Source organism: Proteus sp. PR00224, from assembly GCF_016238105.1.
Lineage (GTDB): Bacteria > Pseudomonadota > Gammaproteobacteria > Enterobacterales > Enterobacteriaceae > Proteus.
Window position 1 is genome coordinate 16,374 of record NZ_JAEHQU010000008.1, and the last position, 12,864, is coordinate 29,237.

The 12,864-nt window shown below is 37.0% G+C and carries 12 protein-coding genes; 7 read left to right on the forward strand and 5 right to left on the reverse strand.

What is annotated here, in order from left to right; genetic code table 11:
* The first annotated feature begins 36 nt into the window (after positions 1-36).
* The 5 genes from atpG (at position 37) to glmS (ending at position 6,267) form a co-directional block, all read left to right on the forward strand.
* Positions 37-900, forward strand: a complete 864-nt coding sequence (gene atpG / locus JEP71_RS13615; protein ID WP_006534342.1) for a F0F1 ATP synthase subunit gamma — start codon at positions 37-39, stop codon at positions 898-900.
* Positions 901-934: 34 nt separating this feature from the next.
* Positions 935-2,317, forward strand: a complete 1,383-nt coding sequence (atpD, locus tag JEP71_RS13620) for a F0F1 ATP synthase subunit beta (protein WP_023583323.1) — start codon at positions 935-937, stop codon at positions 2,315-2,317.
* Between the two features lie 21 nt (positions 2,318-2,338).
* Positions 2,339-2,755, forward strand: a complete 417-nt coding sequence (locus JEP71_RS13625; protein ID WP_109373324.1) for a F0F1 ATP synthase subunit epsilon — start codon at positions 2,339-2,341, stop codon at positions 2,753-2,755.
* Between the two features lie 152 nt (positions 2,756-2,907).
* Positions 2,908-4,281, forward strand: a complete 1,374-nt coding sequence (gene glmU, locus JEP71_RS13630; protein ID WP_198626384.1) for a bifunctional UDP-N-acetylglucosamine diphosphorylase/glucosamine-1-phosphate N-acetyltransferase GlmU — start codon at positions 2,908-2,910, stop codon at positions 4,279-4,281.
* A gap of 159 nt (positions 4,282-4,440) precedes the next feature.
* On the forward strand, positions 4,441-6,267 hold the full coding sequence (gene glmS, locus JEP71_RS13635; protein WP_198620269.1) for a glutamine--fructose-6-phosphate transaminase (isomerizing): 1,827 nt from the start codon (positions 4,441-4,443) through the stop codon (positions 6,265-6,267).
* A gap of 172 nt (positions 6,268-6,439) precedes the next feature.
* On the opposite strand, the gene JEP71_RS13640 is transcribed toward glmS, so the two are convergent.
* On the reverse strand, positions 6,440-6,889 hold the full coding sequence (locus JEP71_RS13640; protein WP_198626385.1) for a DUF411 domain-containing protein: 450 nt from the start codon (positions 6,887-6,889) through the stop codon (positions 6,440-6,442).
* Between the two features lie 497 nt (positions 6,890-7,386).
* Entirely contained in the window at positions 7,387-7,791 is a 405-nt protein-coding gene (locus tag JEP71_RS13645; protein WP_109373328.1) for a YgiW/YdeI family stress tolerance OB fold protein, read from the reverse strand.
* 359 nt (positions 7,792-8,150) lie between these two features.
* On the opposite strand from JEP71_RS13645, the gene satP reads away from it, so the two are divergent.
* Entirely contained in the window at positions 8,151-8,714 is a 564-nt protein-coding gene (gene satP, locus JEP71_RS13650; protein WP_072065220.1) for an acetate uptake transporter, read from the forward strand.
* A gap of 19 nt (positions 8,715-8,733) precedes the next feature.
* On the opposite strand, the gene JEP71_RS13655 is transcribed toward satP, so the two are convergent.
* The 3 genes from JEP71_RS13655 to JEP71_RS13665 all read right to left on the reverse strand — a co-directional run bounded on the left by JEP71_RS13655 (position 8,734) and on the right by JEP71_RS13665 (position 11,028).
* Positions 8,734-9,318 (reverse strand): rhomboid family intramembrane serine protease, encoded by a 585-nt coding sequence (locus JEP71_RS13655; protein ID WP_198626386.1) that lies wholly within the window; start codon positions 9,316-9,318, stop codon positions 8,734-8,736.
* An 88-nt stretch (positions 9,319-9,406) separates the two neighbouring features.
* Entirely contained in the window at positions 9,407-10,318 is a 912-nt protein-coding gene (gene nagK, locus JEP71_RS13660; protein ID WP_198620272.1) for an N-acetylglucosamine kinase, read from the reverse strand.
* A gap of 158 nt (positions 10,319-10,476) precedes the next feature.
* Complete coding sequence (locus tag JEP71_RS13665) at positions 10,477-11,028, reverse strand: NADAR family protein (RefSeq protein ID WP_100157808.1); 552 nt, start codon at positions 11,026-11,028, stop codon at positions 10,477-10,479.
* A gap of 1,368 nt (positions 11,029-12,396) precedes the next feature.
* Between JEP71_RS13665 and JEP71_RS13670 the strand changes: the two genes are divergently transcribed.
* Positions 12,397-12,795, forward strand: coding sequence for a hypothetical protein (locus JEP71_RS13670; RefSeq protein ID WP_196533614.1), 399 nt, complete (start codon positions 12,397-12,399; stop codon positions 12,793-12,795).
* Positions 12,796-12,864 lie beyond the last annotated feature (69 nt).

Consider the following 12,864-nt stretch of genomic DNA (forward strand, 5'->3'; position numbering starts at 1 on the left):
AACATTAGGCCGTCTGGTTCATGAGGAGAAGCAGAAATGGCCGGCGCAAAAGAGATACGTTCGAAGATCGCCAGTGTGCAAAACACACAGAAGATCACTAAAGCGATGGAGATGGTCGCCGCGTCGAAAATGCGTAAAACGCAGGAACGCATGGCAGCCAGCCGTCCTTATGCAGAAACCATGCGCAGTGTGATTGGTCACCTTGCGTTAGGGAATCTGGAATACAAACATCCATACCTCGAAGAGCGTGAAGTTAAACGTGTCGGGTACCTGGTTGTTTCGACCGACCGTGGTTTGTGTGGTGGTTTGAACATTAACTTGTTCAAAAAACTGCTGGCAGACATGAAAGAGTGGTCTGAAAAAGGTGTGCAGGTAGATTTAGCACTAATCGGTTCTAAAGCCGCTTCATTCTTTGGCTCAGTAGGTGGGAATGTTGTTGGTCAAGTAACTGGTATGGGTGATGATCCAAAACTGTCAGACCTTATCGGTCCAGTCAATATCATGTTGCAGGCTTATGACGAAGGTCGTTTAGATAAACTGTATGTGGTGGCAAATAAGTTCATCAATACCATGGCTCAAGAGCCTAAAATTCTTCAGGTTTTACCATTACCACCAGGTGATGATGAAGAGCTGAAAGAAAAATCTTGGGATTATCTGTACGAACCTGATCCTAAGGCGTTACTGGATACTTTACTGCGTCGTTATATCGAATCGCAAGTTTACCAGAGCGTCGTAGAGAACTTAGCGAGTGAGCAGGCCGCCCGAATGGTCGCGATGAAAGCCGCTACAGATAACGGTGGTAACCTGATTAAAGAACTGCAATTGGTGTACAACAAAGCACGCCAAGCAAGCATTACTCAGGAACTTACAGAAATTGTGTCTGGTGCAGCCGCGGTATAACAGCTAGGTTTACGAATTACGTAGAGGATTCAAGATGGCTACTGGAAAGATTGTCCAGGTAATCGGCGCCGTAGTGGACGCCGAGTTCCCTCAGGATAGCGTCCCTAAAGTATACGACGCTCTTGAGGTTATGAATGGTAAAGAAAAACTGGTGCTAGAAGTTCAGCAACAGTTAGGCGGTGGTATCGTTCGTTGTATCGCAATGGGTACATCAGACGGTTTAAGCCGTGGCTTAAAAGTTGAAAACTTAGGCCACCCAATTGAAGTACCAGTAGGTAAAGCAACACTGGGACGTATCATGAACGTTCTGGGTACACCTATCGATATGAAAGGTGATATTGCAACTGAAGAACGTTGGTCTATCCACCGTGAAGCGCCAACCTACGAAGAGTTATCAAACTCACAAGAACTGCTTGAAACCGGTATCAAAGTAATGGACTTAATCTGTCCGTTCGCTAAAGGTGGTAAAGTAGGTCTGTTCGGTGGTGCGGGTGTTGGTAAAACAGTTAACATGATGGAATTGATCCGTAATATCGCGATCGAGCACTCAGGTTACTCTGTATTTGCTGGTGTAGGTGAACGTACTCGTGAGGGTAACGACTTCTATCATGAAATGACAGATTCTAACGTTCTTGACAAAGTATCGTTAGTTTATGGTCAGATGAATGAGCCACCAGGAAACCGCCTGCGTGTTGCACTGACTGGTCTGACTATGGCTGAGAAATTCCGTGACGAAGGTCGTGACGTACTGTTATTCGTAGATAACATCTATCGTTACACCTTAGCCGGTACTGAAGTATCAGCACTGTTAGGTCGTATGCCATCAGCGGTAGGTTACCAACCAACATTGGCTGAAGAGATGGGTGTTCTGCAAGAACGTATCACTTCAACCAAAACAGGTTCAATCACCTCTGTACAAGCTGTATACGTACCTGCGGATGACTTAACTGACCCATCACCAGCAACAACGTTTGCTCACTTAGATGCGACAGTTGTATTGAGCCGTCAAATTGCTTCATTAGGTATCTACCCTGCGGTTGACCCACTGGATTCTACCAGTCGTCAATTAGACCCACTGGTAGTTGGCCAAGAGCACTATGATGTGGCTCGTGGTGTTCAGTCTATCCTGCAACGTTATCAGGAACTGAAAGACATCATCGCTATCTTAGGTATGGATGAACTGTCAGAAGAAGATAAACTGGTTGTTGCGCGTGCGCGTAAGATCCAGCGCTTCCTGTCTCAGCCATTCTTCGTTGCTGAAGTATTTACCGGATCACCAGGTAAGTTCGTTTCCCTGAAAGACACTATCCGTGGCTTTAAAGGTATTCTGAACGGTGATTATGACCACCTGCCAGAGCAGGCTTTCTACATGGTTGGTACTATCGAAGAAGCAGTAGAAAAAGCTAAGAAGCTTTAATACGGCTGACGGGAGGTTGATATGGCTGATACATCGTTCTACCTGAAAGTTGTCAGCGCTGAAAAGCAGTTATATGACGGCGAAGTCAAACGAATTCAGGTAACTGGTAGCGAAGGTGAGCTCGGTATTTATCCGCAGCATACCCCGTTATTAACTGCCATAAAACCGGGCATGGTACGTGTCGTAAAAACATCGGGTGAAGAAGAGGTTATCTACCTTTCTGGTGGTATTCTCGAAGTTCAACCGACAGGCGTCATTGTACTGGCAGATACAGCTATCCGTGGTCGTGATTTGGATGAAGCGAAAGCGTTGGAATCTAAGCGTAAAGCTGAAGAACACATTCAATCCTCTCATGGTGATGTTGATTATGCTCAAGCATCAGCAGAATTAGCCAAAGCGATTGCAAAACTACGTGTAATCGAATTGACTCGACGTTGATGTAAATAGGCAGTCTATGAATAAAAAAGCCAGTTGGTTCTTCGCTAACTGGCTTTTTTGCGTCATGAAATATTTTGTGTGACGAAATATGTAGTATTATTTGGCATAAACAGGTTTACTTGCCATTCTTTACGGGAGTTATCGGGTTAATTATGTCTAATTCAGCTAAAAGCGTTGTTATTCTTGCTGCGGGAAAAGGCACCCGCATGTATTCACAGTTACCTAAAGTTCTTCATAAACTTGCAGGTAAATTCATGGTTCAACATGTGATTGATACTGCCAAGTCATTAGGCGCTCAACAAACACACCTTGTCTATGGGCATGGTGGTGAACTAATGAAAGAAAAATTAGATTCACAACCTGTTAATTGGGTACTACAAGCAGAGCAACTAGGAACAGGTCACGCAATGCAACAAGCTGCGCCTTTCTTTGCTGATGATGAAGATATCCTGATGCTTTACGGTGATGTTCCACTTATCACTAAAGAAACGTTAGAACGTTTAATTGAAGTCAAACCAGAAGGCGGTATTGGTTTATTAACAGTTATTTTAGATAACCCAACTGGCTATGGTCGTATTGTTCGTGAAAATGGCGAAGTGACGGGCATTATCGAACAAAAAGATGCGTCTGAAGAACAACTCAAAATTACTGAAATCAACACGGGTATTTTGGTCGCTAATGGTGGTGATTTAAAACGTTGGTTAGGTAAGCTCAATAATAATAATGCACAAAAAGAGTATTACATTACTGACATTATCGCGTTAGCGTATAAAGAAGGTCGTAAAATTGAAACGGCTCATCCTCGTCGTCATAGTGAAATGGAAGGCGTGAATAATCGTTTACAACTGGCTACATTAGAACGTATTTACCAAACAGAACAGGCTGAACGCTTATTATTAGAAGGCGTCATGTTGCTTGATCCTGCTCGTTTTGATTTACGTGGTACGTTAACTCACGGTAAAGACGTCGTCATTGACACTAACGTGATTATTGAAGGTAATGTCACTTTAGGTAACAACGTTGAAATCGGTACAGGGTGTGTCCTGAAAAACTGTGTGATTGGTGATAATTCTATTATCAGCCCCTATACGGTGATCGAGGATGCAAACTTAGCTCAAGAGTGTACTGTTGGGCCATTTGCACGCCTTCGTCCGGGTAGTGAATTAGCGGATAAAGCTCACGTTGGTAACTTTGTTGAGATGAAAAAAGCAAGCTTAGGTGTTGGCTCTAAAGCGGGTCATCTGACTTACTTAGGCGACACTGAAGTAGGCGCTAATGTTAATATCGGCGCGGGTACTATTACTTGTAACTACGATGGTGCGAATAAATTCAAAACAGTTATTGGTGATGACGTCTTTATTGGTTCAGATACCCAATTAGTAGCGCCAGTTACGGTTGCTAATGGTGCAACAATTGGTGCAGGAACAACACTCACTAAAAACGTGAATGAAAATGAATTAGTGATCAGTCGAGTTAAGCAAACTCATATTAGTGGATGGAAACGTCCAGTGAAGAAAAAACAATAATTTTAAGAAAAGGGCGTATATTTCATTAGCGCCCTTTTCTTGTACGCTATTATTCTAAAAACAAAAAATATCCCCGCTTTCTACAATGGCTTGGGGAACAAACCAATCAGGTATAAGACATCCAAGTGCGAATAAACGCACAGTTTTAGGAATAACACAATGTGTGGAATAGTAGGTGCAGTTGCACAACGCGATATCGCTGAAATCTTAATTGAAGGCTTACGTCGTTTAGAATACCGCGGTTATGACTCTGCGGGTTTAGCGGTTGTGGATAATGACTGTAAAATGACACGTCTGCGTGAAGCTGGCAAAGTACAAATGCTGGCGGAAGAAGCAGAAAAAACACAAGTGATTGGTGGTACAGGTATTGCTCATACTCGTTGGGCAACACATGGTGAACCTTGTGAAGATAATGCACATCCTCATGTATCAGGTACGATTGCAGTTGTACATAATGGCATTATCGAAAACTACCAAGAACTGAAAGCAGAATTAATTAAAAAAGGGTATCAGTTTGCTTCTCAAACTGACACTGAAGTGATTGCTCACCTTGTTAACTGGGAACAGCGCCAAGGTGGTACATTACGTGAAGTTGTACAACGTGTTATTCCTCAATTACGTGGTGCTTACGGTACCGTTATTATGGATAGCCGTACACCTGAGTTATTAGTCGCTGCTCGCTCTGGTAGCCCGCTGGTGGTAGGTCTTGGCGTGGGTGAAAACTTCCTTGCTTCTGACCAGTTGGCTCTATTACCCGTTACCCGCCGCTTTATCTATCTTGAAGAAGGGGATATTGTCGAGGTCACTCGTCGTCATGTTCATATTTTTGATGTGAATGGCGAAGAAGTTGTTCGTGATACGATTGAATCAAATGTTCAATACGATGCGGGTGATAAAGGTGTTTACCGTCACTACATGCAAAAAGAGATCTATGAACAGCCTCTGGCGATTAAAAACACGCTTGAAGGTCGTTTAAAATCAGAAACGATTGATCTAAGTGAACTAGGATCTAAAGCTGAAGATATCTTATCTAAAGTTGAACATATTCAAATTGTAGCTTGTGGTACTTCTTATAACGCAGGTATGGTTTCACGTTATTGGTTTGAGTCTTTAGCGGGTATTCCTTGTGATGTCGAAATTGCATCAGAATATCGCTACCGTAAACCAGCAACTCGCCGTAACAGTTTGCTGATTACATTATCTCAATCAGGTGAAACAGCAGATACATTAGCTGCATTGCGGTTATCTAAAGAGTTAGGTTATTTATCTTCTTTAGCTATTTGTAACGTTGCAGGCTCTTCTTTGGTTCGTGAGTCTGAATTTGTTTTAATGACTAAAGCGGGTGCTGAAATTGGTGTTGCATCAACCAAAGCATTTACCACACAGTTAACCGTTCTATTAATGCTGGTGGCATATATGGGACGAATTAAAGGTGTCGCGACATTAGAGCAAGACGTTTCAACAGCATTACATGCATTACCAAGCCGTATTGAAAGCATGCTATCGAAAGATAAAGTGATTGAAGCGTTAGCTGAAGACTTTTCAGAAAAAAGCCATGCTTTATTCTTAGGTCGTGGCGACCAATACCCGATTGCGGTAGAAGGCGCATTAAAGCTAAAAGAGATCTCTTATATTCATGCTGAAGCTTATGCTGCTGGTGAATTAAAGCATGGTCCATTAGCATTAATTGATGCGGATATGCCTGTTATCATCATTGCGCCAAACAATGAGTTATTAGAGAAATTAAAATCTAATATTGAAGAAGTACGTGCGCGTGGTGGCTTACTGTATGTATTTGCGGATCAAGATGCAGGCTTTGAAGAAAACGAAACGATGAAGTTAATTTCTTTACCTCATGTTGAAGAGCTTATCGCACCTATTTTCTATACTGTACCATTACAGTTGTTGTCTTATCATGTTGCCTTAATTAAAGGCACAGATGTAGACCAACCTCGTAACTTAGCAAAATCGGTTACAGTTGAATAAATAAAGTCAAAGTTAACTTTATTCTAAAAGAACCAGTCATGCTGTAAAAAGCAGGCTGGTTTTTTTATGCCTAGAAAATAAAACTCTGCCCGCAAATCGATAACAGGCAGAGGAAAATAACACAATAGGAGAGATATATTGCTATTAAAACAACACTACAGTAAGAACAAAACTAGTTGTAAGACTTAAACAGGGATTGGTTACCTGATTTATCAAAGGCAATCACTTGGTAAGGCTCTTTGTAATCACCTGCATACATACCTAAACTTCCCGCTGGCATACCTGCAACGGCAATACCTGATTTAGATTTATCTACTAAGTCGATATTTTTTAAACTATCAACGGGGATATGTCCTACTAAATCTTTACCTTGGTAAGTCGCAAAGTGGCAACTTAATAAATTATTGGGTACACCGGCTTGTTGATATTTCTGCATTAACTCTGTCTCTGAAACAATATTCACTTTAACATTGAAGCCTGCTTCTTTTACGCCATCAGCCCATAACGTACAGCATCCACAACTGTCAGTTTTATAAACCTCAATAACATTATGATTAGATGCATAAGCCGTGCTTGTAAAAGCGGAGATTGCAATAATAGAAGGCAGTAATAATTTTTTCATTGTTTATTCCTTTCACTAAATTGATAGATGAAACAATAATCTTTACCCCTACTGGAAGGTCAATTTAATTAAGGTATAAACGCGTAGAGTTTTGTAAAAAAATATTTATAGAAAACAAAGATATAAATAATACTTTGCTTATCCTTTTTTGATGTTTTTCGAGAATATGACTTGATATAAGAAGAAAAAAAGCCTGCATAGCAGGCTTAAAATGGAGAAAACAGGGTAAACGTAGAGTAGTTAGGATGTAAACGACTATGAGGGTATCTCATAAGTTAAATCACCTCTTGCGAAGAGTGTTTGTGCTTTAACTTGGAATAACTATAAACCTAAACTTAACTTGAGGTTAAAGCGGAGAAATTTGTATAAGGGATCCAATTTTATTGATGAAAATAAAATATAGAGAATATAAAAATAAAAAAGCCAATATTTTCAATGTATTGGCTTTGAAATAAATAGGTGTATTTTTAATTTAAAAACAAATTATTTGATGGCGATTATTTGATAATAGTAATTTGTTTTACGTCGATCTCAGTGCTTGTCCATTCTTTATCAACTTTACCTTCAATTCTGACGGTATTATCTGGTGTAACTGTTTGTCCACGCCATCTTTTATTGTCGATATCTACATTGATACCGCCTGTGCTGTCTTCAAAAACGTACAGCTCATCACCAATTTTTTTGGTAATTTTACCCGTTAAAATAACCCAAGTGTCATCAGAAAGATCTTTTGCTTTTGCAACGGAGGTTTCGCTAATTGAAGGACCTTTAAATCCTCCTTGATCTGCACTTGATTGAATAGTGCCTTGAGGAGAAACAAAACCACCATTATGAGATGTTGTATTGGCTTGAGATGCAAAGGCCAACGTACTACCAATTAATAATACAAGAATTTTTTTCATATCAAGCTCGCTTTCTGTTTAAAATATAACTAAGTATAGTACTTATTTTATTTCAACTTCATGTATAAAACAGCATATAAAGGTAAATCTAGATATTAATACATCAAATGATTGATATTACTATTTTAAAACTAGAGTTATATTTTATAGTGTTGTTTTTTTCAATATAAGCATCTATCACTAAGTACTTCTTTTCTTTAAGTTAAATCTTCTGGTTATTTCCCCTTTGGATCAGTGTAGACCGTTATTCAAAAATATACCTTGTAGGATCATTGTTTTTAGATGTATTACCTCTTATCATCCAGCGCCTTCAAATTTTTTTTAATTTTCCCCTGTTATTTTTAGAGGTTTTAGGTTTTATGACTAACGAACGCATTGCCAATCCGGGTCCATTAGGTTTAATGGGTTTTGGTATGACAACGATTTTGTTGAACATACATAATGCCGGTTTTTTCCCAGTAGTCTCAGTTATTATGAGTATGGGAATTTTTTATGGTGGGATCGCACAAGTTATTGCTGGAATTTTTGAGTTCAAAAAAGGCAATACTTTTGGAGCCACTGCATTTACCTCTTACGGCTTCTTTTGGGTAACATTAGTTGGTATTTGGTTATTACCCGTGATGGGCTTAAGTGAACCCACAACACCTCTCTTTTTGGGTGTGTTTTTAGCGTTATGGGGAATTTTTACCTTTTTCATGTTTATTGGCACGTTAAAAGCCAATAGAGCACTCCAGTTTGTCTTTTTAAGTCTGACTATTTTATTTGCATTACTGGCAATAGGAAATATCACAGGTAATGCACTGATTTTAAAAATTGCAGGTTTTGAAGGTATTATTTGTGGTGCCAGTGCTTTTTATCTTGCAATGGCTGAAGTATTAAATGAGATGTATGGCAGAACAATACTGCCAATTGGTCACAAGTAACCGCTTTATACAGAAGTGGCTATTTAGCCACTTCTACTACTTGGCTTTTACGGCGTATTAGTTTTCTTGCACACCATGCGTAAAGCAACCCTGCAACGACACCTGAAATATGTGATTCTGTTGATACACCTAATTGTCCCGGAATTAAGCCATAGGCCATTGATCCATAATAGAATAGAACAAAGAGTGCAATTACAATATCGATAATTTTATGTCGAGTAAAAGCGTGAGCAATAAGTAAAGACCATAACCCAAAAATCCACCCACTTGCACCAACGTGAATAGCATTTCGTCCAAAAATCCAAACTAATAAACCACTTATGATAATAATAAATATACTGGATAGTACATATTCTCGTAGAGATTGTGTCATGGATAAAAAGCTAAGAATAAGAAGCGGGAGTAGATTACTAAATAGATGGGACCAAGATCCATGAATGAAAGGTGCGATAAAAATACCAATTAAACCTTCACCCGTTCTTGGAACAATACCCCATTGAAAAAGAGATATGGGTAATAGTGAGTTAATAAGTTGAAGTAAGACTAATATGATAGTTAACCCACCAAGAAAGGTGAGCCTTTTTTTAAACCAAACCTTATCCATAACGTAGCCTTAATAATGTAATGACGTTGATAAAACGCTATAAATAGAAGAGCCTCTAATAAAAAGAAGAAAGGCTCTTTTTTATTTATTAGTCTAATAAATTAAGGCAAGCAGCTCCGCGAGCGCCACCTGCATCACCATGACGTGCTTTTTCTATTGCTGGAATTTGAGCATTTCCATAGACACAGTGTGAGAGATATTCAGGTAATTGGTCATACAGTGCATTAAATTGCGATAATCCACCACCAATAACAATTAAATGTGGATCAAGTACAGTAAGAATATTACTTAGATAAATCGCTAACACTTTCATATAACGATCAACGTGCTCTTCTGTTTTCTTATCTCCAGCATAGTATTGCTCAACAATATCAACGGCTCTTCTGGGAGTATGATTGAATGCCTTATACATACGTTCAAAACCACGACCAGATAAATAAGTTTCAAAACACGCTTTTTTACCACAACCGCAGATGATTTTTGGCATTGTTTCGCCAATCACGTTATCTGCATCCACATTCAGATTCATATGACCGATTTCACCAGCAATCCCATTCTTGCCAGATAATACTTTGCCATCAATAACAAAACCGCCACCAACACCTGTACCTAAAATAAGTCCAAGTACAGAAGGATGATGACGAAATTCGGGATCCCATGCTTCCGATAAGGCAAAGCAGTTAGCATCATTTTCAACTTTAACCGGTCTATTGAGTATATGTGCAAGATCATGAACCATTGGCTTGTATTTAGCGGCTGGAACATTAGTGGTAAATACCGTTCCTTCTTTTGCATTCACAATACCAGGAACACCAACGCCTACTTTTCCTTTACACCCTAATTCAATGTCAGCTTCTAAGGTCAGTTCCTTAAAAACATTCAATAACGCCTGATAATCATTTTTAGGTGTAGGAACACGTTTTTGCCATACTTGAGTCAGATCTTTATCAAAAACGGCAAGCTCAATTTTTGTGCCGCCCATATCAAAACCATAATACATATCAGTCTCTTAATTATTCTGTAAATATTATTTATAGCAACGACAAGGGTGTCGTTACGTGGCCATTTCTATTTCAGTCAATACTTAAGTTATCTCTACTGCTTATATACACTAGGTTAAAGAAGAACAGTGATTGGTGACAGTTGAGTTTTCTTTATCTATTGATTACTACTTTCAATCAAAACACTACGTACTTTCATTAGAGCAAAGCCTAATAAATTTAATCCATTCCAAAGAAGAGGATTGTTAATCTCATTGTCTTGCTCACTTAAACCGACTCCCCATATTTTATCAACGGGGCTTGCCTCAACAAGCACACGATTGCCTGTTGAAATCAGAAATTTACCGAGTTCTTCATTTTGGGAAAACTTAGCGATATTGGCACGAATAACAATATCCATACGGTGTTGTTCCCAAATACCTTGGTCAAATCCTTTGACTTCTCTGCCTAATGCTTTTGCAGAGCCTGGGTTAGATGCAGTAATAATGCGCTTTCTGACTTCTATATCATTAAATAGCTTTGCTTTTTCAGCCATCATATAGTGCTCAGCGCTGGCATAACGCACATCATCTAATATAAAAGGTGCTGGATACCATTGGCTAAAACAACTTTTTGCGATGTCATTACCTTTACTTTTGTGTCCCCAAAAGTAGATGTACTTTATTTTCTTTCCTGCACGAAATTCTTTTTTTAATTGTTCTAAATCCATCTTTTTTTCCGTTATGTTGAATACTCCTAATTCACTTAATAAAGATAGCATAGAAGTAAAGAAGGATAGAGAGCCTTTTTGCTATTCTGCTTATAGGTGAAGCGATTCCGCTATTTTCAAATTATTCTTATTAAATTAATCTTAATTAGATTTGTTTTTACTGAATGATAAAAAAAATAGAGCTTAGATTACTAGGATTACTCTTAAAAAAATCGAACTAAAGAGTTTCTTTATTTATATAATCACACAAAAAGATAATCTTAAAACGATACTACTTACTTAGTATAAAGGTGTAGTTAATTAAGTATTTTTAATATAAAAAAGCACATTTATTGGTATTTATACTAATTATTGGTATTTATAACTAATAAAATAGCTATTACGTAATTAATTTAATAACTTAGCTTAATTGAGATACTTGTTTTCATTGTTACATTTATTATTTGAACTAAATCACGCTTGTGTATTTGTTAAGCTAAATTAACAATATCATTTTATAGATAAAATATTACTTAAGTTAATTATTCTGGAATACAGGTTATTCTTAGCGGTATTTACTATAAGTAAATAATAAAACTAATCATAGATTGATTATCTACTTTTGTCTTTTATTTTAATGTTTTTTTCTAAAACTTAACCAATACTGATGTGTTTTATTTTTTTATTAATAAAATAGAACGATCGTAATATGATAAAAAGCAATAAACACACTTTTTAGGTGTAAAAAAGGAACCTATTTTGATGATGATCAATATGAATAAATAATCCTTTCCATTTTTAGTTATTATTTTTTTAGTCTTTTTTGGAATAGAAAAAAGAGGGTTTATTAAAATTGATCTTGATGGGCTCTTTGCTTTTTAGAAGAAATAATATCAATAAATAATTATTTTAGAATTTTATATTTATAAAATTTATACAAATTGTTATTAATTAACTCTAGTTATTATCTGGTTTTTAAACCTGTTTTTTTAGGTAAAAAAGATGCTATTTTTGATAGTAATAATAAATATGAAATTAAGTAAAAGTACCCATTTTTATAAAGTGAAAATGAGTGGCGTTTTACTTTTTACACTTTTTTTGATGTTGTCTTTTTCATTAAAATAATTATACAATTTAATTTAAATAATCATTACTCCTAATTGGATGATGTTTATTTGTAATTAAATAAATTAGTATTTATAAGATTATTTTACCCTACATAGTTGATGTTCATTAATTGATGATTTAATGAGAGTTTAAATATGAATTTATAGAGATATATTTTTAACTTATTGTGAAAATTATCTATAAGGTTCTCTCCCCCTTATTTTGGATGAGCATCAAATTATTGAACAAGGTTTAGAGTACTGTTATTAAAGGGGCCACACTATGTATGATGATATTAGTAACCTAAAAGATAAGTTTCAGGAAGATGCCTTTGCTTTTCAAGAGTTTTCTTCCTCTACAATACAAGATGTTGATAATAAAATAGAACCAGTAGTTATAAATAAAGAAGATAATAATAAAATTAGTAATTTAAGTAATAATACGTTTTCTGAAACTTCACTTATAGTGAAAAACGAACCAAAACAGCCTGTTACTTCATCGTCTATCCCTTCTTATCACCAGGATGCTTTAGTTGTTAAAGCAAAGAAAGACAATTTAATTAAGAGTAAGCAAAATTTGTTAGCAGATAATAAAATATTTGATAGCAAAGAAACTGATAGAGTTCATGCTCATGAAAATATATCACTAAAAGATATATTGTCATTTATTGCCTCTATCTAATCTGAATAAGCAAAACTCTTTGTGTAAATAAATAATATTGACTGGTGTCAATCTTTAGCCATTGTTATT